Origin of the sequence: Cellulomonas septica, from assembly GCF_012396155.1 — a bacterium.
Taxonomy (GTDB): Bacteria; Actinomycetota; Actinomycetes; order Actinomycetales; family Cellulomonadaceae; genus Cellulomonas; species Cellulomonas septica.
Genome location: NZ_JAAXOY010000002.1, coordinates 38,294 through 59,867, shown reverse-complemented (window position 1 = coordinate 59,867; position 21,574 = coordinate 38,294). Strand labels below are relative to the sequence as shown.

At 72.1% G+C, this 21,574-nt stretch carries 19 protein-coding genes and 1 pseudogene; 10 read left to right on the top strand and 10 right to left on the bottom strand.

Features of this window, described 5'->3' with window-relative positions:
* Positions 1-137: pseudogene (locus HGA02_RS20665) on the top strand (NAD(P)H-hydrate dehydratase); the annotation flags it as partial.
* A 110-nt stretch (positions 138-247) separates the two neighbouring features.
* On the top strand, positions 248-586 hold the full coding sequence (locus HGA02_RS00755; protein WP_168676490.1) for a cupin domain-containing protein: 339 nt from the start codon (positions 248-250) through the stop codon (positions 584-586).
* Between the two features lie 10 nt (positions 587-596).
* Here HGA02_RS00755 and HGA02_RS00750 read toward each other — a convergent pair whose 3' ends face one another.
* Positions 597-1,487 (bottom strand): aldo/keto reductase, encoded by an 891-nt coding sequence (locus tag HGA02_RS00750; protein WP_168676488.1) that lies wholly within the window; start codon positions 1,485-1,487, stop codon positions 597-599.
* Between the two features lie 218 nt (positions 1,488-1,705).
* Between HGA02_RS00750 and HGA02_RS00745 the strand changes: the two genes are divergently transcribed.
* The 7 genes from HGA02_RS00745 (at position 1,706) to ppk2 (ending at position 9,144) form a co-directional block, all read left to right on the top strand.
* On the top strand, positions 1,706-2,374 hold the full coding sequence (locus HGA02_RS00745) for a GTP pyrophosphokinase (RefSeq protein ID WP_168676486.1): 669 nt from the start codon (positions 1,706-1,708) through the stop codon (positions 2,372-2,374).
* A gap of 84 nt (positions 2,375-2,458) precedes the next feature.
* Positions 2,459-3,127, top strand: a complete 669-nt coding sequence (locus HGA02_RS00740) for a response regulator transcription factor (RefSeq protein WP_210727986.1) — start codon at positions 2,459-2,461, stop codon at positions 3,125-3,127.
* Positions 3,124-4,308 carry a sensor histidine kinase gene (locus tag HGA02_RS00735; protein WP_168676484.1) on the top strand — a complete coding sequence of 395 codons (1,185 nt, stop codon included), beginning with the start codon at positions 3,124-3,126 and terminating at the stop codon, positions 4,306-4,308. Before HGA02_RS00740 ends, HGA02_RS00735 begins: the two co-directional genes overlap by 4 nt.
* A 192-nt stretch (positions 4,309-4,500) precedes the next feature.
* Positions 4,501-6,000: a basic amino acid/polyamine antiporter gene (locus HGA02_RS00730; RefSeq protein WP_168676482.1), complete on the top strand. Its 1,500-nt coding sequence runs from the start codon at positions 4,501-4,503 to the stop codon at positions 5,998-6,000.
* A gap of 47 nt (positions 6,001-6,047) precedes the next feature.
* Positions 6,048-7,337, top strand: coding sequence for an arginine deiminase (locus HGA02_RS00725; RefSeq protein ID WP_168676479.1), 1,290 nt, complete (start codon positions 6,048-6,050; stop codon positions 7,335-7,337).
* 71 nt (positions 7,338-7,408) lie between these two features.
* Positions 7,409-8,140: a phosphatase PAP2 family protein gene (locus HGA02_RS00720; RefSeq protein WP_168676476.1), complete on the top strand. Its 732-nt coding sequence runs from the start codon at positions 7,409-7,411 to the stop codon at positions 8,138-8,140.
* A gap of 95 nt (positions 8,141-8,235) precedes the next feature.
* Positions 8,236-9,144 (top strand): polyphosphate kinase 2, encoded by a 909-nt coding sequence (ppk2, locus tag HGA02_RS00715; protein WP_168676473.1) that lies wholly within the window; start codon positions 8,236-8,238, stop codon positions 9,142-9,144.
* A 165-nt stretch (positions 9,145-9,309) separates the two neighbouring features.
* On the opposite strand, the gene HGA02_RS00710 is transcribed toward ppk2, so the two are convergent.
* From HGA02_RS00710 to HGA02_RS00670, 9 genes are all read right to left on the bottom strand, one after another.
* On the bottom strand, positions 9,310-10,326 hold the full coding sequence (locus HGA02_RS00710; protein WP_343035179.1) for a LacI family DNA-binding transcriptional regulator: 1,017 nt from the start codon (positions 10,324-10,326) through the stop codon (positions 9,310-9,312).
* Between the two features lie 72 nt (positions 10,327-10,398).
* Positions 10,399-11,112, bottom strand: coding sequence for a gluconate 2-dehydrogenase subunit 3 family protein (locus HGA02_RS00705; RefSeq protein WP_168676470.1), 714 nt, complete (start codon positions 11,110-11,112; stop codon positions 10,399-10,401).
* 26 nt (positions 11,113-11,138) lie between these two features.
* Positions 11,139-12,785: a GMC oxidoreductase gene (locus HGA02_RS00700; protein ID WP_168676467.1), complete on the bottom strand. Its 1,647-nt coding sequence runs from the start codon at positions 12,783-12,785 to the stop codon at positions 11,139-11,141.
* Between the two features lie 2 nt (positions 12,786-12,787).
* On the bottom strand, positions 12,788-13,747 hold the full coding sequence (locus HGA02_RS00695; RefSeq protein ID WP_168676462.1) for an aldo/keto reductase: 960 nt from the start codon (positions 13,745-13,747) through the stop codon (positions 12,788-12,790).
* A 44-nt stretch (positions 13,748-13,791) separates the two neighbouring features.
* Positions 13,792-14,808, bottom strand: coding sequence for a LacI family DNA-binding transcriptional regulator (locus HGA02_RS00690; RefSeq protein WP_168676458.1), 1,017 nt, complete (start codon positions 14,806-14,808; stop codon positions 13,792-13,794).
* Positions 14,809-15,029: 221 nt separating this feature from the next.
* Positions 15,030-16,136 carry a nitrilase-related carbon-nitrogen hydrolase gene (locus tag HGA02_RS00685; protein WP_168676455.1) on the bottom strand — a complete coding sequence of 369 codons (1,107 nt, stop codon included), beginning with the start codon at positions 16,134-16,136 and terminating at the stop codon, positions 15,030-15,032.
* 65 nt (positions 16,137-16,201) lie between these two features.
* Positions 16,202-17,248: a substrate-binding domain-containing protein gene (locus HGA02_RS00680; RefSeq protein WP_168676452.1), complete on the bottom strand. Its 1,047-nt coding sequence runs from the start codon at positions 17,246-17,248 to the stop codon at positions 16,202-16,204.
* Positions 17,249-17,376: 128 nt separating this feature from the next.
* Positions 17,377-18,477 (bottom strand): ABC transporter permease, encoded by a 1,101-nt coding sequence (locus tag HGA02_RS00675; protein WP_168676450.1) that lies wholly within the window; start codon positions 18,475-18,477, stop codon positions 17,377-17,379.
* 27 nt (positions 18,478-18,504) lie between these two features.
* Positions 18,505-20,019 carry a sugar ABC transporter ATP-binding protein gene (locus HGA02_RS00670; RefSeq protein ID WP_168676448.1) on the bottom strand — a complete coding sequence of 505 codons (1,515 nt, stop codon included), beginning with the start codon at positions 20,017-20,019 and terminating at the stop codon, positions 18,505-18,507.
* Between the two features lie 403 nt (positions 20,020-20,422).
* On the opposite strand from HGA02_RS00670, the gene HGA02_RS00665 reads away from it, so the two are divergent.
* The gene (locus tag HGA02_RS00665) at positions 20,423-21,574 is read left to right on the top strand and encodes a glutathione-independent formaldehyde dehydrogenase (protein WP_168676446.1); all 1,152 of its coding nucleotides are present in this window, start codon (positions 20,423-20,425) and stop codon (positions 21,572-21,574) included.

Here is a 21,574-nt window from a genome sequence, read left to right as displayed (position 1 = left end):
AGGCCGCCTGCTGGGCCACGCACCTGCACGCGACCGCCGACGACCGCCTCGCGGTCCGCGTCGGGCGCACCGGCTACCTCGCGCGCGAGCTCCTCGACGAGCTGCCCGCGCTCCTCACCGACCTGTCGGCGCCCTGATCCACGACGGCCGAGCCCGCGGCCCGCGCGCACCTCGCGCGTCGGAGACCTGCCCCGACGGGCGCTCGTCGACCCGTCCCGCCGATGCGCTGACCTGCGATGATGGTCGCATGACCGAGTCGCCCGTCACCCGTGTCCTGCTGGCCGACCACGAGCTCCCCCAGGAGTTCCGGACCGGTCACGTCGAGGTCCGCCGCATCACGCTCGCGCCCGGGCTCGTCGCGGGCCCGCACACGCACAACGGCCCGGTGTTCGGCATCGTCACGGCGGGCTCCGTGGACTTCCGGGTCGGCGACGGGCCCGTCGTGCGGCTCCGCGCGGGCGACGTGTTCCACGAGCCGGGCGACGCGCGCATCGCCGGCTTCGACGCGACCGACGAGGGTGCCGAGTTCATCGGCTGGTTCCTGCTGCCCAGCGGTGTCGCGGGGACGCTGACGCCCCTGACCTGACGTCCGGACGTCACGCGTCGAGGCCGAGCGCCTCCGAGCAGCGGGCGACCTCGTCCTTCGCGAGGACGAGGTCGGCCGCCTGGGCGGAGTCCTGGATCGACGCGGCGCGCCGCGCGCCCGGGATGGCGATGAGACGGTCGCTGAGCGCGAGCTCCCAGGCGAGCACGACGCGCTGCGGGCTGACCCCGTGCGTCTCCGCGAGCTCGGCGAAGACCGCGAACCGCTCCCCGACCGCCCGCGCACCGCCGCCCGTGCCGCCGAGCGGGCTCCACGGCAGGAAGGCGATCCCGCGGCTGTCGCAGTGCACCAGCTCCGCGTAGCTGCCCGGGTGCCGCGGCGAGAACTCGTTCTGGACGCTCGCGAGGTTGCCCTCGCCCAGCACCTGCTCGGCGATCTCGATCTCCTCGACGCTCGCGTTCGAGATCCCCAGCGCCCGCACCTTGCCCTGCTTCTGGAGCTCCTGGAGGTTCTGCATCACCTCGCCGTAGACCATCCACCGGTCCGGGCGGTGGTACTGGTACAGGTCGATCGCCTCGACGCCGAGGTTCCGCAACGACTTCTCGACCGCACCCTGGAGGTACGCGAGCGAGCCGTCGCGCCCCCACGACTCCCCCGGTCCGCGCGTGATGCCGCCCTTGGTCGCGATCACGACGTCGCTCGTGCCGCCGCCCCACGTGCGCACCGCCTCGCCGACCAGCCGCTCGTTGTGGCCCATCGCGTCCCACGACGGGCCGTAGATGTCTGCGGTGTCGATCAGCGTCACGCCCGCGTCGAGCGCGGCGTGGATCGTCGCGATCGCGTCGGCCTCGCTCGGGTACGCCTTGTCGGCGTTCATGGACAGGGGCATGGCGCCCAGTCCGACGGGGCTGACGTGGAACGGTCCGAGCTGTCGCGTGTGCACGGCCACCATGCTGCCGCGCCCCTCCCGCGTCGGCTCGCGGGGGCGGGTCGCGTCGACGACCACCAGGCCCATGTCCGCGTGCCGCCGACGGGCCGGTCCGATCCACCACCTGCCCGTCTTCCGGACGACTCGTGCGTGGTTCCACGCAACCGTGCGGCGCCCGGGGACGAGTTCGGCGTGGAATCGAGGCGTCCCGTCGACCACCCGAAGGACCGGCCATGCCCTCGACCTCCGCAGCTCCCGCTCCCGCCCTCGACGCAGGCGTCGACCTCGAACGCCTCGTGCAGGACTACCGCGCGGCGCTCGCGCAGGTGGTCCTGCAGCTCGACGACGTCCGCCAGGGGCTCCGCGCCCGGCTCGGCCACGACCCCGTCGAGCACGTGTCCTGGCGTCTGAAGGCCCCCGAGTCGATCGTCGCGAAGGCGCGACGCAAGCGGATCCCCCTCTGCGACGACGGGCTGCGGCGCGAGATGCTCGACCTGGCCGGCCTCCGCCTGGTCTGCGCCTTCGCGTCCGACCTGCGTGACGTCCGCGACGCCGTCGTCGCGCTGCCCGGTGTCGTGCTGCTCGACGAGCGCGACTACGTGGCGCACCCCAAGCCCAGCGGGTACCGCGCCCTGCACCTCATCGTCCGGGTTCCCGTGCGCCGCGCCGACGGGAGCGACGGCGCCGTCGTCGAGATCCAGCTGCGCTCGGTCGCCATGGACCTCTGGGCGTGCCTCGAGCACCGTCTCGCCTACCGTCACCACGGCGCCCGACCCGTCAGGGTCGCGGCGACCCTCCGTCGGGCGGTGGCCCTCACCCGCGCGCTCGACGGGTCGATGGACCGGGTCCGCGACCACTGCAGGACGGGCGGTGACCAGGCCCGCACGCGGCTGGCCGCGTGACGGGAGCCCGGCCCGTCACGGTGGGCACGCCGCGCACCCCCGACACGCGCGCGACCCGCGCGTCACCGCCCTAGCATCGGCCCCATGGTGGTGACACCCATCACCCGGGTCGGCATCGTCGAGGACGAGGCGCTGATGCGCTCCATGCTCGAGCAGACGCTCTCGGCGCACGAGTCGATCCGGGTCGTGCACGCGGTGCCGGGCGTGTCCGAGGCCAGGCTCGTGTTCACACCCGGGTCGTGCGACGTCGCACTGCTGGACGTCAACCTCCCCGACGGCAACGGGGTCGCGCTCGGCGTCACGCTGCAGCGCGCGGACCCGCGCCTCGCGATCATGCTGCTCTCCAGCGAGGACGTCATGGGCCTGTTCACGACGGTCCAGGAGCAGGCGAGCCGTCCCTGGAGCTACCTGTCCAAGCGGTCGAGCTTCGCGCGCGACGTCCTCGTGCGCGCCGTGGTCGCGACCGCGCACGGGCAGGTGGTGCTCGACCCGTACCTCGTCCAGCGCTCGACCCCGCGCCCCGGGACGGCGGTCTCCGAGCTGACGCCCGCGCAGTTCGGGGTGCTCCGGCTCGTCGCGGAGGGGCTGTCGAACAGCGCCGCCGGCGAGCGGCTCGGCATCAACGAGCGCTCCGTCGAGAGCCACCTCAAGACCGTCTACCAGCGGCTCGGCATCGACGGCGCGGGCCACAACCGTCGCGTGGCCGCCGTCCTCGCGTTCCTCGAGCAGACGGGGCGGTCGTGGCGGGCGTGACGGACGCACCCGCCCCCGGTCCCGAGCGGGCGGACCGCGAGCAGCGCCAGGTGACGATCGTGGTCGGCGCCACCAACTTCACGCTGTACGCCCTCATGGCGCTCGGCGCGTGGGCGGCGTGGGGCGGCCTCCGCGAGGCGGTCGAGCACGAGCGCAGCGCGGTCGGTGTGGTCGCCGACGGCGTCGGCATCCTGCTCATCAACCTGGCGTTCGGCGTCATGGTCCTCGCCGGGTCCCTCGCGCTCGGAGTGCTGCGGCGCGGCTGGGTGGGCCGTGTGCTCGTGTCGGCCGCCGTCGCCGCCGTCGCGTCGGTCCCCCGCATGGCGGCGCTCGTGGCCGTCGGCAGCACCCCGGTCGACACCACGTACGTCGTCGGCATCGGGCTCCTGGGGTTCTGCTCCGGTGTCGTGGGCATCGTCGCCGCGCTCTTCGCGGCCACGCTCGTCGGGCGCGCCCGGACGGAGGCGCGCCGACGGGAGCGGGAGGCGAGCCGGGCGCAGCAGGCCGTGGACGCGCTGCAGGACGAGGAGATCCGCGTGCGGCGGCTGGTGTTCGACCAGCTGCACGGGACCCTGCAGTACCACCTGGTCGCCGTGACGGCCGGGCTCGACCGGCTCGCCGAGCAGCTCGACGCGGAGGGGGCGAGCGCCCGGGCCGCCGACGTCCGCGGCTGGGCAGAGGCGCTCGAGGAGATCCGTGAGCAGGACGTGCGGTCGCTCAGCCACGCGGTGTTCCCGTCGGGCGCGGACCTCGGCACCGAGGAGGCGATCCAGCTCCTCCTCCAGCGCCTGCCGCCGCAGGTGCGGACGTCGATCGAGCTCGGTCCCGCGTACCGGCGGCTGGCCGCACGTGGAGCGCCACCCATGCCGATGGCGGAGCGGCTCGTCGTGATCTACACCGTCGAGGAAGCCGTCACGAACGCGCTCAAGCACGGCCACGCCCGCACCGTCCGGGTCCGCGCGGACGCCGAGCCCACCGACGACCCTCAGCGCTGGGTGTTCACGACCGTCGTGGACGACGACGGGACGGGGCCCGCGCAGCCCGACCCGCCGCTGCACGGCCTGCACCGCCACCGCGAGCGCCTGGAGCACCGCGGCGGCTCCCTGGCGCTCGGTCCCGGTCCTGACGGCGGGGGCCGGCTGACCTTCCACCGCCCGTTCACGCTCACCCCGGACCGGTGAGGTCGTCGCCGGCCGGGGTCGCACCGGCCGGCGCACGTGCGCGGGACGTCCGAGCACCACCCTCACGCGGGGTACCCCGGCCGGACGTGCGGGTTTCCACGCAGACGTCGCACGCCGCGCCGTGGCACGCAGGCAGGGTCGATGGCGGGCCCGCGAAGGTCGGGCCGTCCCGCCCGATCCTCGGAGTGCCCCATGACCTCGACCGCCACCGCGCCGGGACAGGCGTCACCGACCGACGCCGCACGACGACCCTCGAGGGCCGCGTCCCTCTCGCTCCCCGCGCTGACCGCGATGGTCGTCGGGTCGATGGTCGGCGCCGGCGTCTTCCAGCTCCCGTCACGCTTCGCCTCCCAGACGGGCGTCTACGGCGCCGCCATCGCGTGGACGATCGCGGGCCTCGGGATGCTGTCGCTCGCGTTCGTGTTCCAGAAGCTCGCGATCCGCAAGCCGACGCTCGACAACGGGGTCTACGTCTACGCCCGGGAGGGGTTCGGCGACTACCCCGGGTTCCTGTCCGCGTTCGGGTTCTGGGCGTCCGCCTGTGCGGGCAACGCCTTCTACTGGGTCCTCATCATGACGACGCTGTCCCAGCTGTTCCCGGGGCTGGCGCCGTACCTGGGTGAGGGCGACACGTGGCCCGCGTTCGCCCTGTCCACCGCGGCGATCTGGGGCTTCTTCCTCCTCGTCCGTCGCGGCGTCGAGCAGGCGACCGGCATCAACGCCGTCGTCACCGTCGCCAAGCTGGTGCCGCTCGCGCTGTTCCTCGTGCTCGCCGTCGTCTACTTCGACATGGACGTGTTCGTCGGGAACCTGACCGGCGGCTACGACCTGCCGGGCGGCCCGTCCCTGTTCGCGCAGGTCCAGGGCACCATGCTCGTCACGGTGTTCGTCTTCCTCGGCATCGAGGGGGCGAGCGTCTACTCGCGGTACGCCCGTCGCCGCCGCGACGTCGGCCGGGCCACCGTCCTCGGGTTCACCTCGGTGCTCGCGCTGTTCGCGAGCATCTCGATCCTCGCGTACGGGATCCTGCCCCGCGCCGAGATCGCGGCGCTCGCGCAGCCCTCCATCGGCGGCGTCCTCGAGGCGGCCGTCGGGCCGTGGGGTGGCACGTTCATCCGGATCGGGCTCATCGTCTCCGTGCTCGGCGCGTACCTGGCGTGGCAGCTGCTCGCGGCGGACGTCCTCTTCGCCGCCGCGAAGGACCGGGACATGCCGCGGCACCTGGCGCGCACCAACGGCCGCGGCGTCCCGCAGAACGCCGTGCTGTGGACCTCGGCCCTGGTCACGGCGATCCTCTTCGCGGTCCAGTTCGTCGACGACGCGCTCGACTTCAGCCTGGACCTCACCGCCGCGCTCGCGCTCGCACCCTTCGCCCTGGCCAGCGCGTACGCGCTGAAGATCGCGGTGCGCCGCGACGGGTACGACGACGTCGCCCCCCGGACGCGGGTCGTCGAGATCGTCGTCGCAGCCGTCTCGACCGTCTACACCCTGTTCCTCGTCTGGGCCGCCGGCTACGTGTTCGTGCTCCTCGCGTGCCTGCTGCTCGCCCCCGGCACGCTCCTGTACCTGCGCGCCCGCCGCGAGCGCGGCGAGCCCGCGCTCACGCGCTCCGGCCGAGCGACGTTCCTGGTCGTGGTCGCCCTCGCGCTCGTCGGCGCCGGGCTGCTCGCGACCGGCGCCGTGCAGGTCTGACCCGTCCGTCCCCCTCACCCCGTCCCACCACCAAAGGAGATCCCCCCATGACCACCACGTCCGCCCCGGCCGCGGCCGACACCCGCGTCCCCACCCCCGCACCGTCGGCGTCCTACGGCGTCCACTCCGAGGTCGGCCGCCTGCGCAAGGTCCTCGTCTGTCGGCCGGGGCTCGCGCACCGCCGCCTGACCCCGACGAACTCCGACGCCCTGCTCTTCGACGACGTGCTCTGGGTCGACCGGGCCATCGAGGACCACGCCGCGTTCACCGCGGAGCTCACGGCACGCGGCGTCGACGTCGTCGAGCTGCACGACGTCCTCGCGGGGACGATGGCGGTGCCGGGCGCCCGTGACTGGCTGCTGGACCGCAAGATCAGGCCCGAGACCGTCGGTGCGGGGCTGGTCGACGCCACCCGCGCGTACCTCGACGACCTCGCGCCCGAGCGGCTCGCGGAGCACCTCCTCGGCGGTCTCGCGACGTCCGACGTGCCGGACCTGCCCGCCGGGTACCGGACCCTCGCGGAGTACTCGCCGGACCTGCGCGAGTACCTGCTCAAGCCCGTGCCGAACGCGCTGTTCACCCGGGACACCACGAGCTGGTTGTACGGCGGTGTCACCCTCAACCCGCTGTACTGGCCCGCCCGGCACGACGAGACGCTCCTCATGAAGTCCGTCTACGCGTTCCACCCGGACTTCGTCGGCTCGACCGTCTGGTGGGGCGACCCGGAGTCCGACCACGGCGACGCCACGTTCGAGGGCGGCGACATCATGCCCGTGGGCAACGGCACCGTGCTCATGGGCATGAGCGAGCGGACGTCCCGCCAGGCGGTCACCCAGGTGGCGCAGGCGCTCTTCGCCGCGGGGGCGGCTACGTCGGTGGTCGTGGCCGGGATGCCTCGGCTCCGGGCGGCCATGCACCTGGACACGGTCATGACGTTCGTCGACGTCGACACCGTGCTGGTGCACCCGCCGATCGTCGACGCCATCCACGCGTTCGTCCTGCGGCCCGGCGACGGCGCGGCGGGCCTCCACATCACCGACATGGGCGCGACCCCGTTCCTCGACGTGGTCGCCGCCGCGATGGGGCTGCCGTACCTGTGCGAGATCCAGACCGGCGGGGACCGCTACGAGTCGGAGCGCCAGCAGTGGGACGCCGGGAACAACGCCGTGGCCCTCGAGCCGGGGGTCGTCTTCACCTACGACCGCAACACGGCGACCAACGCCCTGCTGCGCTCCGCGGGCGTCGAGGTGATCGAGATCGCCGGCGGCGAGCTGGGCCGTGGACGCGGCGGTGGCCACTGCATGACCTCGCCGATCATCCGCGACGCCGTGCTCTGACGGTCGTCCTCCTCGGAGCGTCGCCACCGCGTGCGGTCGTGAGGTCGTCGTCTCCCGGTTAGCGTCGCTCCATGTCGGACGACCCTCCCCTCGCGCCGCCGAGGACCTCGTGGTTCGCCGCGCTCCGCGCCCGACCCGTGCTCTGGGCGCTGCTGCCGGGGATCGTCCTCGTCGTCGCCGGGCTCTGGGTGTTCCTCGCGGTGCTCGACGGCGTCCAGGAGAAGGACGACCTGTGGGACCTCGACCAGCCCGTCCTGGAGTGGCTGGTCGTCCACCGCAGCGCCGGGTGGACGTCCGTCCTGGCCGCCATCACGTTCGTCACCGGCCCGACGATCCTGCCGATCATCGTGCTGGTCGCCTGCGTGGTGTGGGGCCTGGTGCGCCGCGAGTGGTGGCGGCCCCTGCTCCTCGCCGGGGCGATGATCGCCTCGACGATCATCAGCCTCGCGGTCAAGGGCCTGGTCGGACGCGAACGACCGCCCGCGGAGACCATGTTCGTGCCCGGTGCGGAGACGACGGCGTCGTTCCCGTCCGGGCACACCATCGGGACGGCGACGTTCCTCCTGGTCGCCGGCTACCTCGTGTGCAGCCGCAACCCGACGGTCCCGCGGCTCGTGGCCTGGAGCCTGCTGACCGTCCTCGGCACCTCGGTGGTGGCGCTCAGCCGCCTCTACCTCGGGTACCACTTCCTCACGGACGTCGTCGCCGCCGTCGCGCTCGCGATCGCCGTGCTCGGTGGTGTCCTGATCGTGGACCGGTTGCACACGCTCCACCGGCAACCCGAGGCGCTCCCCGTCCCGTGAGGCGAGGCGGCACGCGCCCGTCTCCGATGGACACCAGACTTCGATGAAGGCGCCGCCGTCGGCGTCCCGCGCAGCACGAACCGAGGAGCCGCCCCATGTCCGTCGCCGACCCGCCGCGCGACCTGCGTGAGTACATCGAGTACCTGCGCGACAGCGGCTACACCGTCCGGGACGGCCACACGCCGGACCCCGACCTCATCGACCCGCAGGGCAACCCCGTCTACACGTGGCGCGAGGGCTACCCGTATCCGGAGCTCATGGACCGCGACGACTACGAGCTCGAGAAGTACCGCCTGCAGGTCGAGCTGCTGAAGTTCCAGTACTGGCTCGAGGACAACGACAAGCGCGCGATCATCCTGTTCGAGGGCCGCGACGCCGCCGGGAAGGGCGGCACCATCAAGCGCTTCACCGAGCACCTCAACCCGCGCACGTCGCGCGTCGTCGCGCTCGGCAAGCCGAGTGACCGCGAGCGCGGCCAGTGGTACTTCCAGCGCTACACGCAGCACCTGCCGACCGCCGGCGAGATCGTCATGTTCGACCGGTCCTGGTACAACCGCGCGGGCGTCGAACGCGTGATGGGCTTCTGCACCGAGGACGAGTACCAGACGTTCATGGGTCAGGCGCCGTGGTTCGAGAAGGCGCTCGTCGACTCCGGCACCCACGTCACGAAGCTGTGGTTCTCGGTGTCGCGGACCGAGCAGCGGACCCGGTTCGCGATCCGCCAGCTCGACCCGGTCCGGCGCTGGAAGCTCTCCCCCATGGACCTGGCGTCGCTGGACCGGTGGGACGACTACACGGCAGCCAAGGAGGAGATGTTCCGCCGCACGGACAAGCGGCACGCGCGGTGGACGATCATCCGCTCGAACGACAAGAAGCGGGCGCGGATCAACGCGATGCGGTTCTTCCTCAACCAGTTCGACTACGACGGGAAGGACGCCGAGGTCGTCGGACGGCCTGACCCGCTGCTCGTGATCCGACGCAAGGACGAGCCGACGGGCGAGTGACGCCGCCGTCGGGCGACGTCCGACGACCCGCCGGCGACCGTGACGGCTGGAGGCCGCTGACGAACGTGACGGCGGCCGCGGAGATCTGCTGCCGGGCGTCGTCGTGGGAGATCGACTCCGCGCACGACCTCGGAGAACCGGGCCGACCGCCTGGACGGCTCGATGTCAGGCCCGCGGCGCACCTGACGACTCACGGACCACGAGGACGGGGGCGGGTGGTTCCTGGATACCGGTCGGGTCCTCGTCCAGCACCTGCAGCAGCCTGCGCAGCGCGGCGCGCCCGGCGGCGGCGAAGTCGAGCCGCACGGTCGTGAGCGCGGGCAGGTAGTACGGGGCCTCGGGTGCGTCGTCGAAGCTCACGACGGACACGTCGTCGGGGACCCGCCGCCCGGCCTCCTCCAGTGCGCGGTAGACGCCCAGGCACATCGAGTCGGAGGAGACGAGGATCGCGGTGACCTCGGGGTCCGCGGCGAGCCGCTGCGCGGCGCGGTACCCGGACTCGGCGCTCCAGTCGGCGGTCGTCGCCGGTGGCGGCACGGTGCGGCCGGCGACGGTCAGCTCACGCCGCCACCCCGCCTCGCGGGACTCGGTCGCCATCCAGCCGTCAGGGCCGCGGACGAGCCAGACCGTGCGGTGGCCGAGGTCCAGGAGATGGCGGGTGGCGAGGTGCCCGGCGAGCACCTCGTCGAGCGTCACCGAACGGTTCTGGCCCGCGGTCGACCCCTGCTCGAAAGACACCACGGGCATCGGCAGGTCGAGGCCCTCGAGGGCGGTCGCCGCCTCGACCATCGGGGCCAGCATGACGACGCCGTCGACCGCGTCGCGCTCGAGGTGTGCGAGCGCGTTCCGGATGCTCTGCGCGCTCACGTCGTCGAGCGTCACGAGGTTGGTCGAGTAGCCGTAGGTGCGCGCCTCCTCCGAGATGCCGAACAGCGCGAGGGAGGGCGACGTCACCGACATCGCGTACGTGATGACGCCGATGTGCCGCGACTTGTTGGTCACCAGCGCGCGGGCCGCCGCGTTGGGGCGGTAGCGCAGCTGCGCCATGGCCTCCTCGACGCGCGTACGCACGTGCGGGGTGACGTGCGTGTACCCGTTGACGACGCGGGAGACGGTCGGGACGGACACTCCGGCCAGCCGCGCGACGTCGGCCATGCGCGCCGGCCGCGCCTCGTCAACCACGGGACGACTCTAGCCGGGCGCACCGACCTTCCCCGGCGTCGACGCGGCGCCGCCGGGGAAGGTCGGAGGTGGTCATCGGCGCCCGTACCGGAGCACCGCGGGATGGCGCTCGTACGGCCAGGTGGCCTCGGGGATCATGTACTGCGTCGTGGTGTAGGAGCCGTCCGTCGTGCTCTTGAGGTCCGGAGGGCCGTCGAAGCCGATGACGCCCCAGCCGATCCGCCCGACGTTGCCGCCGTAGACGGGGTCGCCGTAGAAGCCCTGGCGCGTGTTGAGGACGAGCAGCGGGAAGAACTCGAGGAAGTCCTCGTTGACCGGCTGGTTGCCCGCAGGTGCGCCTCCCGTGCCGGTCGCCTCGGCGCTGAGCCGGAACGGACCCGGCTTCGGCTCCCCCGACAACCGCTCGAGGACGGCGTCCTGCTGGTCCTCGCCCAAGTCGACGAACTCGGCCCCGCCGATCTCCTTGGCCAGCCGGTCGAGCTCGAGGACCCCCTCCCGGTACAGCTCGCCGCGGCGGCGGATCCGTGCGGCCCACGACTCCTCGTCCTTGCCGGTCATCTGCAGGAAGCCCGAGCCGTCGGCGGAGGCGAACACGAACGTCGTGCCGCACAGCATCCGGTCGATGAACCGCACGACGTTCGCCTCACGGGCGCCCGGGTGCCGGTCGGTCGGGATGATCCGCGCGGTGGCGGCCTCGACCGTGTCCCACTCGTGCTCGGTGAAGAACAGCGGCGCGTCGTCCGCCGCAGCGCTGATGGGCAGCGTCGCCCATTCGGCCTGTCCCATGGTGTGTCTCCGTTCCGGGGTGTCGTTCAGGACCAGCCGCGGCGGTCCTCGGTGAGCAGGTGGTCGGCGCAGCGCCAGGTGTTGGCCATGATCGTCAGCGCGGGGTTGATGCCGGTCGCGGTCGGGAAGAAGCTCGCGTCGAAGATGTAGAGGTTCGGCACGTCGTGCGTGCGGCACCACTTGTCGACCACCGAGGTCGCCGGGTCGTTCCCCATCCGGGCGGTGCCGAGCTCGTGCGACGTGTTCCCTTTGATGCGCTCCATGTTCACCGGGATGACGCGGCTCGCACCGGCGGCCTCGAGGATCTCCCCGTTCTTGGCCACCTGCCAGCGCTCCTGGGCGAAGTCGTTGGCGTGCGGGGTGTGCGTGATGCGCGCGGCCGGCATCCCCCACGCGTCCTTGACGTCGGGGTCGAGGTCGACGCGGTTGGACTCGACCGGCAGGTCGTGCAGCAGCACGCCGATCTTCATCGAGTGGTTGAAGAAGTCGCGGTCCGCGTCCTTGGCCGCCGCCCCCCACGTCGGCCGGCCCGGGAAGGTCCAGTTGACGGGGTGACCGAGCATCGACGGGAAGATGAGCGACCCGAGGATGTGCCCGCGGCTCTCGTCGGTCTCGTAGAAGTCGAACGAGCAGCCGTTCATGTAGTGCCCGGACCACCCGAACAACGGGTCGTGCAGCTCCTGGTCGAAGAGCCCGACCGCGAACGAGTACTGGTGGAAGGTCGCGTTGCGGCCGACCTGCCCGCTGGAGTTCGCGAGCCCGTCGGGGAACCGGTTCGACGTCGACATGAGCAGCAGCCGCGGGGTCTCGATGCCGCCGGCGCTCAGGATGACGGCCTTGGCCTCCTGGACGTACTCGGTGCCGTCCTCGTCCTCGTACAGGACGCCGGTCGCCCGGCCGTCCTTGCCGATGAGGATCTCCCGCACGAGGCAGTCGGACCGCAGGTCGTACCTCCCGGTCGCGATCGCGTCCGGGATGAACGAGATGAGGGTCGACGACTTGCCGGTGCCCGGGTCCGGGTACTGCTGCCAGAAGCCGTTCTCGCTGTACGGCTGCCGGCCCCGGTACGGCTCGGTGACCATGCCCTGCGGCATGGGGAACGAGCTGTGGCCCAGGCGGTCCATCCCGGTCGCGAACTTGCGGCCGATCTGGCTGAGCGGCGCGGGCTTGGTCGGGTAGCCGCGGCTGCGCCAGGCCTCCCACTTGTTCGCACCGGCCAGCCCGGAGGTGCCGAACTCCCACTCGACCTTCGTGTAGTACGGCTCGAGGTCGGCGTAGGTGATCGGCCAGTCGACGAGGCTCGCCCCCTCGACGTCGCCATGCAGCGACCGCAGCTTGAAGTCGCTCTCCGCCATGCGGGGCACCATCCCGCCCCAGTGCGTGGTGCCACCGCCCACGACCTGCGGCGTCGCCGAGAAGTTCTTGATGACCGCCTTCTCGTTCTCGTTCGCGCGGACGGTGCGCGGCTTGAGCGTCGGGTCCTGCCAGATGTAGTTGCGGTTGAGGATCTTGAGCTCGTCGCCGGACGCGTGCTCGGGCTTGAGCCACGGGCCGCGCTCGAGGCCCACGACCTTCAGGCCGGCCTCGGTGAGCACCTTCGCGGCGGTCGCGCCGCCGGCGCCCGCACCGATGATGACGACGTCGACGGGCTCGGGGTTGGTCTTGCGGATCACAGTCAGACCTCCAGGGGAAGTGCGGGGGCGAAGCCCGCGCGGCCCTCGCGGACGAGAGGCTCCAACGCCTCCCACAGCGAGTCGGGCACGGGGTGCTCGAGCAGGCGACGGGTCTGCTCGAGGCGGTCGGGGCTGGACATCCCGACGACGGTCGACGCGACCCGGGAGTCGCGCGTCGAGAACTGCAGGGCGGCGGCGGCGAGCGGCACCTCGTGCTCGGCGCACAGGGCCTGCATGCGTCGCACCCGGTCGAGCACGTCGGGGCCGGCCGGCGCGTAGCAGTAGGTGGGGACGGCGTCGGGTCCGCGCACGAGCATCCCGCCGCCGAAGGGCGCGGCGTTGACGAAGCCGACCCCGCGCCGTGCAGCCTCCTCGATCAGCGGCTCCGCCGACGAGTCGACGAGCGTGTACCGGTTGTGGCTGAGGACCACCTCGAACTCCCCGGTCCGCACGTACGCGAGCTCGAGGTCGATGGGGCCGCCGGCGACGCCGAGGTGGCGGATGACGCCCTGGTCCCTCAGCTCGCAGAGCGCCTCGACCGGGCCGCCCGGCGCCGTCGCCTCGTCGAACGTGATCTTCTCCGGGTCGTGCAGGTAGACCAGCGGCAGCACGTCGAGGCCGAGGCGTTCGCGGCTCTCCTCCACCGAGCGGCGCACGCGGTCGCCGGAGAAGTCGGTCGTCCCCGGGACGGGGTCCACCTTCGTCGCGACGAGCGCGTCCGCCGGCAGCCCGCCCCGGGCCGCGACGGCCGCTCCGATGCGGCGCTCGCTCGCGCCGCCGCCGTACTCGTTCGACGTGTCGATGAACCGGAACGGGCTGTCGAGCGCGGCGAGCACGGTCGCGACCGCGGTCTGCTCGTCCACCTCGTAGCCGTACTGCGCCGGGAAGCTGCCCAGTGCGCTCGTGCCCACGCACACGGACGGCACGCGCAGTCCCGTGGTGCCCAGCTCGCGGATGTCCATGGTCTTCACCTCTGTGTCGGGGTCGTGCTCAGGTCGGGTGGTGCTCAGGTCAGGGGGTGCTCGCGCGGTCGCGCGGGCGGGGGTCCGCAGCTCTCCCGGACGAGGAGCTCGGGGACGACGGGGGCGTCGGCGGGGAGCCCGGCGGCGGTGCCGCCGGCGACGAGGGCCAGCACCTTCGTCACCGCGAGCCGCCCGAGGGCGGGGAAGTCGACCCGGACGGTCGTCAGCGCCGGGTGGAAGTAGGCGGACTGGGGGTGGTCGTCGAACCCGACCACCGCGACGTCGGCCGGCACCCGCACACCGTGGTCGTGCAGGCCACGCACGAGGCCGAGCGCGGTCTGGTCGTTGGCGACGAACACGGCCGTGACGTCGGCGCGCGTCGCGACGGTGCCCGCGGCCGCGAACCCGGACGCGGCGTCCCACCGGGTGGGGATCGGGTCCGCGGCCGGCGCACCCGCCGTGTCCAGCGCCTCACGCCACCCGCGGGCCCGCGCCTCCGTCGCGAGCCAGCCGACGGGTCCGGACAGGTGCAGCACGCTCGTGTGCCCGAGACGCAGCAGGTGCTCGGTCGCCATGCGCGCACCGAGCGCCTCGTCGGCGGCGAACGTCGTGGGTCCGGGGGTGCCGCCGGGCTCGAAGACGACGACCGGGACGTCGGAGGGCAGGCCGCGGGTGGCGCGTGCGGCCGCCTCGACCGGCGCGAGCAGGACGATGCCGTCGACGCGGTCGTCGGCGAGGTACGCCAGGGCCGCGCGCAGCGAGGCGGCGTCGAGCGTGCCGACGGCGACCAGGTTCGTCGTGTAGCCGGCCTCGCGCGCCGAGGCCACGATGCCGGTGAGCGCCTCCGAGGGGCCGTGCTGTGCGAGGCCGTAGCAGACGACCCCGATGCTCATGCTGCGCTGGGTCGCGAGCGACCGTGCCGCGCGGTTGCGCCGGTACCGGAGCTGGTGCATCGCCGTCCGGACGCGCTCGCGCACCTGCGGCGCGACGTTCGGGTGGTCGTTGACGACGCGCGACACGGTCTGCACGGAGACACCGGCCAGTCGCGCGACGTCCGTCATGCGTGCCGGCCGCGTGGCGCCGCCACCCGCGGCCATCAGCGCACCGCCACGTCGACGACGTCGTGGTCGCGACCGAGGACCAGCCGGGCGTGGTCCCCGCGGCCGAGGACGGCGTCGTTGAGCAGAGAACGGTCGGACACGGGGATCACCTCGCTCGAGGTCGGAGGGTGGGGAGGCGCCGTGGGCCCGGAGAGTGCCCGGGCCCACGGCTGCGCTGTGCGTCAGCGCTGGGTCGACACGCGGTCGTAGCCGGACGGCGGCGTCAGGACGCCGCGCTCGATCAGCGTCTCGATGTTGCGCGCGCGCGTCGCGTCCTCGCGCGCGAGCCACGCCTCGGCCGGCGGGGCGTCGAGGTACTGGTTCTTCGGGTAGATGGGCAGGTCGTAGATCGCCCGGTACTGCTCGGTGCGCAGGTCCTTGAACTGGTTGTAGAGACCGTTCGCGACGCGAGCCTTGCGCAGCGCCTCGATGTCGAGGGTGGTGGTGACGAACGAGTCGCCCGTGGTCCACCCGCGCTGCTGCGTGAGGATCTGCCCACGCGGGCCGACGATCATCGACTGCCCGCCGAAGAGGTCCTGCACCCCGCCGTCCTCGCGGTACTCGGGGCCCAGGTTCGGGGCCACGACGTACGCGGAGTTGAACATCGCGTGGGCGCGGTTCTGCAGCTCCCACATGCCGTTCTGCACCGCGGGCTCGATGAGCGTCGGGCGGATGATGATCTCCGCACCGTTCATCGCGAGGCCGCGGGCGATCTCCGGGTAGACGCCCTCGTGGCAGATCGCGATCCCGATGTTCCCGATCTCCGTCTTCGCGACCGGGAAGATCGCGTCCATCACGTTGCCGTTCGCCTTCTTCGCGACGAACTCGTCCCACACGTCGTGCGGGTTCATGTTCCCGAGCATCCCGCCCTCGTAGGCGTCGCTCGTGGCCTTGTAGCGCTTGTACACGATCTCGCCGGACGGGTCGATGATGAACGCGACGTTGAAGTAGCGGTCGGGGAAGTCCGGGTCGGACACCATGTAGAGCTCGGCGGCGATGTAGGTGTCGAGCTGCTGCGCCTTCTTGGCGAGCTCGTCCGTCTCCGGACCGGGGATGGTGACCGCGAACTCCTTCTCCTTCGCGCGGTTGCCCGGGGTGTTCGCGATCATGCCCTGGATGGCCATCTCCGGGATGACGACCAGGCGGACCCGCGCCCCCTCCCAGTTGCCGACCATGACGGCGGTGTCGATGAACTCGTTGATGCGGCGGACGTTCTTCACTCCGTCCCCCGCCTCCTTGACCGCGAACGTGCGCGGGGAGACGGCGACGACGGCGTAGGGCTCGATCATGAGGTGACTCCTTGGTGTGGTGCGGTGTGCGGTGTGCGAAGACGCGGCGTCAGGGAGACGCGGCATCAGAAGGTGCGGGCCGGGTCGTAGAGCTCGGACGCGTTCTGGGGTGTGGCCAGGAAGGTGTCGATCCAGTGGTTGCCGCCGGGGCAGACCTCGTCCTGGGTCTTGCCCTGGGCGGCCTCGATCGCCTTCTCGACGGCGACCTGGCCCTGCTGGTACGGCTCGTTGGAGGCGTCGGCCTGCACGGGCCCGTCGGGGTCGTCGATCATCGACTTGAGCACGGCCATCTGGCCGTCGTAGGTGCCGATGACGACCTGGTCGAGGATCCCGGCGTCCTTGAGCCCCTGCTCGATGCCCGGGAGCATGACGTCGCTGAGGCTGAACACGATGTCGAGGTCGGGGTTCGCGGTGGCGATGTCCCGCATGGGCGGCAGCGCCCGGTCGGGCAGCCACTCGCCGTAGCGCATCGGCAGGTACTCGATCTCGGGTGCGCCCTCGACGCTGGCGTAGCCGTCGACGACGCCCCCGCCCCGCTGCTCGGTGATCGTCTCGCCGGAGTACCCGCCGATGACGACGGCCTTGACGGTCTCCTGGTCGGCGAACCGGGTCTTCGCGACCTCGGCGATCGCGGAGCCCATCCGTGCGGCGACCTCGGGCTGGTTCTCGGCGACGTAGCAGAACTGCTGCTGCGCGAGCTCGTCGGAGAGGTTGCCGTTGACGACCACGAGGGGGACGCGGGCCTGCGTGGTCGCGGCGACCGCCGGGGCGACGCCGGTGGGGTCCTGCGGGTTGAGGATGACGACGTCGGCACCCTTGGTGAGCAGCGTCTGGACGTCGGAGTTCTGCTTGACGGTGTCGCCGCCGGCGTCCGTGACGATCACCGTCGCACCCATCTCGGCGGCCTTGTCCTTCGCCCCCTGGAGCAGGGTCGCCCACCAGTCGCTGCCGGCGAGCCGGCGCTGGGAGAAGCCGATCGTGATGGTGTCGCCGTCGGCGGCGGCGCCTGCGGGTCCGGCGGCCGTGCTGCCGCCGGGGCCCGTGCAGGCGGTGCCGACGAGGAGGGCGCCGAGGCTCATGGCGGCGAGTCGCACCGTTGCGTGCTGCTGCATGGTCCGTCCTTTTCGGGGTCGCCCGAGCAGCGCTCGGGGCGTGGAGGGTCGTGCTTCTGCTGCCCGCGCGGAGCGGGCGTCGTGGGGAGCGCGAGACGCTGGAGGCGGCTCGAGGGGAGCGGCGGGCGTCAGGCCTTCGGGGGCGTCGGCACCGTGGGCGAGTCCTCACCCGAACCGGCGGTGCCGTCGGTGACCGGCGCGACGCGGCGACGGCGGATCCGGCCGAGGCCGTGACGGATCCGCTGGATCCCGGCACCGGAGGTGAGGAAGACCGCGAGGAGGATGACGAGACCGCGGATGACCAGCTGCGGCTCCGACTGGATGCCGACCAGGTTCATGATGTTGCCGATCATCCCGATGATCAGGGCACCCAGGACGGTGCTGATGGGGTCGCCGGTGCCGCCGAAGAGCGACGTCCCGCCGACGACCGCCGCGGCGATCGAGTCCAGCTCGTAGCCCTGGCCGACGAGCGAGCTGCCCTGCTGCAGGCGTCCGGCCAGCATGAGCCCGGCGAGCCCGGCGAGCAGACCCGAGGTCACGTACGCCATCACCGTGTCGCGCTCGACGGGCAGCCCCGACAGGCGCGCGGCTTCCGGGTTGCCACCCAGCGCGTACAGCCGGCGGCCCAGCGGGCTGAACTTCATCACGAACGCCGCGACGAGCGTGACCACCACGGCGATGACGACCGCGTTCGGCACGCGTCCCGTGTAGCCGCCGAAGAGCTGGAGGAACTGCTGGTTGCTGATGACGATCAGGGTGCCCACCTGGACGATGAACGCGACACCGCGGGCGATCGACATCATGGCGAGCGTCGTGACGAACGGGGTGATGCGGGCGTAGACGACCAGCAGGCCGTTGATCAGGCCGGCGGCGGCGCAGCTGAGCAGCGCCAGCAGGATCGTCGGCACGACGCCTGCGCCCTGCCGCAGCAGCACGGCCGCGATGACCGTGGACAGCGCCGCGATCGACCCGACCGACAGGTCGATGCCCCGCGTGACGACGACGATGAACTGCGCGACCCCGAGGACGGCGACCACCGAGGCGGCGACCACGATGTTCTCGAGGTTGCGGGCGGTGAAGAAGTACGGCGAGGTCAGGGCGCCCACGGCCGCGACGGCCACGAACACGAGCACCAGGTAGAGCTGCGGGCCCGGCTTGAACCGCCGTCGGGCGGGCGCCGGCCGCTCGCGCTGGGTGGTCCCGGACTGGGGGCTGAGCGTTGTCGACATCGTTGTCTCCGGATCGGTGTGCGGCGCTCAGCGCAGGTGCGCGAGGAAGCCGTCGTGGTCGGACTGGATCTGCGAGTGGTCGAGCTCGGCCACGACGCGACCGCTCGACAGGACGAGGACGCGGTCGCACAGCGCGGCCTCGGACACCTCGGACGTGACGACGACCGCGCCACCACCGCGGCGCAGGTGCCCGCGGATCAGTCGGTAGATCTCCTCCTTGGCGGCGACGTCGACGCCGCGCGTCGGCTCCGCGAGGAGGAGGACCTTGCTCTGCCGCGTGAGCCAGCGCGCGAGCAGCACCTTCTGCTGGTTGCCGCCGCTCATCGTCCGCACGGTCTGGTGGACCGAGCTGCACTTGATGCGCAGCTCGTCGACGTAGTGCTGCGCGTGCTGGGCCTCGGCCCTCCCCCGCAGCACGCTCAGCCGGCTGAACTTCCGGATCGACGCGAGCGTGATGTTCTTCATCGCGCTCATGTCGAGCACCAGACCCTGGGTCTTGCGGTCCTCGGGGATGAGCCCCAGGCCGAGCGCGATGGCGCGCCGCGGGCTGCCCGGCGGCACGAGCCGTCCCCCCACCCTCGTGGAGCCGCCGGTCACGGGACGCGTGCCGAAGATGCACTCCGCGAGCTCGTTCTGCCCCGCCCCGAGCAACCCGGTGATCCCCACGACCTCGCCTGACCTCACGCGGAAGGAGACCGGCAGGAGCCGCGAGCCGTCGGTCAGCCCGTCCACCTCGAGCAGGACCTCGTCCTGCGCGAGGCCGCCGATCCTGCCCTCGGCACCGTCCGCGGCCGCGGCGGCGAGCGAGTGCTCGTAGCGCTCCCCCACCATCGCCCGGACGATGTCGTGGTGCGGCGGCACGTGGTCGAAGCGCGCGACGCTCTGCCCGTCCCGCAGCACCCGGACCGAGTCGCACACCGCGGTGACCTCGTCGAGGCGGTGCGAGACGAAGATCAGCCCCACGCCCTGGCTCGCGAGGTCGCGCATGACGTCGAGCAACGCGTCGACGTCGTTCGGCGGCAGCGTGGTCGTCGGCTCGTCGAGCAGGAGCACCGCCGGCTCGCTCTTGAGGGCCTTCGCGATCTCGACGAGCTGCTGCTCCGCCATCGTCAGGGTCGCCACCGTCGCGTGGACGTCGATGTCGGCACCCAGCCGGTCCAGCAGCCGCCGCGCCTTCTCCTCGAGCCCCTTGCGCGTGACCACGAGCCCCGAACGGAAGTCGTCGAGGAAGATGTTGTCGAGCACCGTCATCTGCGGCACCAGGCTCATCTCCTGGTAGATCGTGCAGATCCCGGCCTCCCGCGCGGCGTGCGGGCTGGGCAGCCGCTGCTCGGCGCCGCGGACGACGACGCGGCCGCCGTCCGGCTGCTCCGCACCGGAGAGGATCTTCACGAGCGTCGACTTGCCCGCTCCGTTCGCGCCGCAGAGCGCGACGATCTCGCCCTTGGCGACCTGCAGGTCCACCCCGCGCAGCGCCTGGACACCCGGGTAGCTCTTGACGAGCCCGGTGACATCGAGGGCGATCGCGCCACTGTGCGCCATGTCGGTTCTCCCACCCCGGGCGTCGCTGCCCGTCGGTCGTTGATAGCGCTATCAACGTAAGCGATCGTGAGCTCTCAAACAAGCGGCTTCGGCGCCCGTCCGCCGACAGCGGTGCGTATCCGCAGATCAGCCAGAGTAAATTCGTCGGCAAAGAGCGCCGCACACGTGGCCGCCGACCGCCCGTGGCAGCACCGGCCGGTCGTGACGATCGTGCGTCCGTTCGGCTTGGAAGCGCTATCAGGGCGGTGCCATCGACCGCACGGCGTGGGCGGCGGAGTCATCGCGCACCGCACTCGACGCCCGTATGGGCATGTCTGCCGATACCGCGCGGCTCCCGCGCGTGGGTGCAATGACGGTCTGGGCCGCACCCGCCCGCGCGGGCGCGTCATGACGAGGAGGCATCATGAAGGCAGTCGTCTACGAGGGTCCCCGGCAGGTCAGCGTCAAGGACGTGCCCGACGCGCGGATCGAACGTCCGACCGACGTCCTGGTGCGGATCACCTCGGCGAACATCTGCGGCTCCGACCTGCACATGTACGAGGGCAGGACGGACTTCGAACCGGGCCGCTGGTTCGGGCACGAGAACATGGGACAGGTGGTCGAGGTCGGCGACGGCGTCGACAAGGTCCAGGTGGGCGACTGGGTCGTGCTGCCGTTCAACATCGCGTGCGGGCACTGCAAGAACTGCGAGCAGCAGCTGACGAACTACTGCCTCAAGGCGCAGCCCGAGCCGCAGATGGCCGGGGCGGCGTACGGCTTCGCGGACATGGGACCGTACGGCGGCGGGCAGGCGGAACTGCTGCGGGTGCCGTGGGGCGACTTCAACTGTCTGCGGCTCGGCGAGGACGCCGAGGAACGCCAGACCGACTACGTGATGCTCGCCGACATCTTCCCCACCGGGTACCACGCGACCGAGCTCGCGGGCGTCAAGCCCGGCGACCAGACGGTCATCTACGGCGCCGGCCCTGTCGGCCTGATGGCGGCGCTCTCGGCGACGATCCGCGGCGCGGGCAAGGTCATGGTCGTCGACCGGCAGCCGGACCGGCTGCGGCTGGCCGAGTCCATCGGGGCGATCGCGATCGACGACTCCAAGGTCGACCCGGTGCATGCCGTCCTCGACGAGACGATGGGGCTGGGCGCCGACAACGGGTGCGAGTGCGTGGGGTACCAGGCGCACGAGCCCGACGGTGACGAGGTCGCCAGCCTCACGATGAACCGGCTGGTCGCGTCCGTGCGGTTCACGGGCCGGATCGGGAACGTCGGCGTCTTCGTGCCGCAGGACCCGGGCGCCGCGGACGACCTCGCGAAGCAGGGCAAGCTCGCGCTCGACTACGGGCTCCTCTGGTTCAAGGGCCAGCACATCGGGACCGGCCAGGCACCCGTCAAGAAGTACAACCGCCAGCTGCGGGACCTCATCGCCGGCGGCAAGGCCGAGCCGTCGTTCATCGTGAGCCACGAGCTGCCGCTCGACCAGGCGCCGGAGGCGTACGAGCACTTCGACAAGCGGGACGACGGCTGGACCAAGGTCGTGCTGCACCCCGGCGAGGCGGCCTGA

Excerpts from the sequence above, each read along its gene's own strand:
- HGA02_RS00755 (WP_168676490.1), top strand. The coding sequence starts at position 248 with ATGACCGAGTCGCCCGTCACCCGTGTCCTGCTGGCCGACCACGAGCTC.
- HGA02_RS00745 (WP_168676486.1), top strand. The coding sequence starts at position 1,706 with ATGCCCTCGACCTCCGCAGCTCCCGCTCCCGCCCTCGACGCAGGCGTC.
- HGA02_RS00740 (WP_210727986.1), top strand. The coding sequence starts at position 2,459 with ATGGTGGTGACACCCATCACCCGGGTCGGCATCGTCGAGGACGAGGCG.
- HGA02_RS00730 (WP_168676482.1), top strand. The coding sequence starts at position 4,501 with ATGACCTCGACCGCCACCGCGCCGGGACAGGCGTCACCGACCGACGCC.
- HGA02_RS00725 (WP_168676479.1), top strand. The coding sequence starts at position 6,048 with ATGACCACCACGTCCGCCCCGGCCGCGGCCGACACCCGCGTCCCCACC.
- HGA02_RS00720 (WP_168676476.1), top strand. The coding sequence starts at position 7,409 with ATGTCGGACGACCCTCCCCTCGCGCCGCCGAGGACCTCGTGGTTCGCC.
- ppk2 (WP_168676473.1), top strand. The coding sequence starts at position 8,236 with ATGTCCGTCGCCGACCCGCCGCGCGACCTGCGTGAGTACATCGAGTAC.
- HGA02_RS00705 (WP_168676470.1), bottom strand. The coding sequence starts at position 11,112 with ATGGGACAGGCCGAATGGGCGACGCTGCCCATCAGCGCTGCGGCGGAC.
- HGA02_RS00695 (WP_168676462.1), bottom strand. The coding sequence starts at position 13,747 with ATGGACATCCGCGAGCTGGGCACCACGGGACTGCGCGTGCCGTCCGTG.
- HGA02_RS00690 (WP_168676458.1), bottom strand. The coding sequence starts at position 14,808 with ATGACGGACGTCGCGCGACTGGCCGGTGTCTCCGTGCAGACCGTGTCG.
- HGA02_RS00685 (WP_168676455.1), bottom strand. The coding sequence starts at position 16,136 with ATGATCGAGCCCTACGCCGTCGTCGCCGTCTCCCCGCGCACGTTCGCG.
- HGA02_RS00680 (WP_168676452.1), bottom strand. The coding sequence starts at position 17,248 with ATGCAGCAGCACGCAACGGTGCGACTCGCCGCCATGAGCCTCGGCGCC.
- HGA02_RS00675 (WP_168676450.1), bottom strand. The coding sequence starts at position 18,477 with ATGTCGACAACGCTCAGCCCCCAGTCCGGGACCACCCAGCGCGAGCGG.
- HGA02_RS00670 (WP_168676448.1), bottom strand. The coding sequence starts at position 20,019 with ATGGCGCACAGTGGCGCGATCGCCCTCGATGTCACCGGGCTCGTCAAG.
- HGA02_RS00665 (WP_168676446.1), top strand. The coding sequence starts at position 20,423 with ATGAAGGCAGTCGTCTACGAGGGTCCCCGGCAGGTCAGCGTCAAGGAC.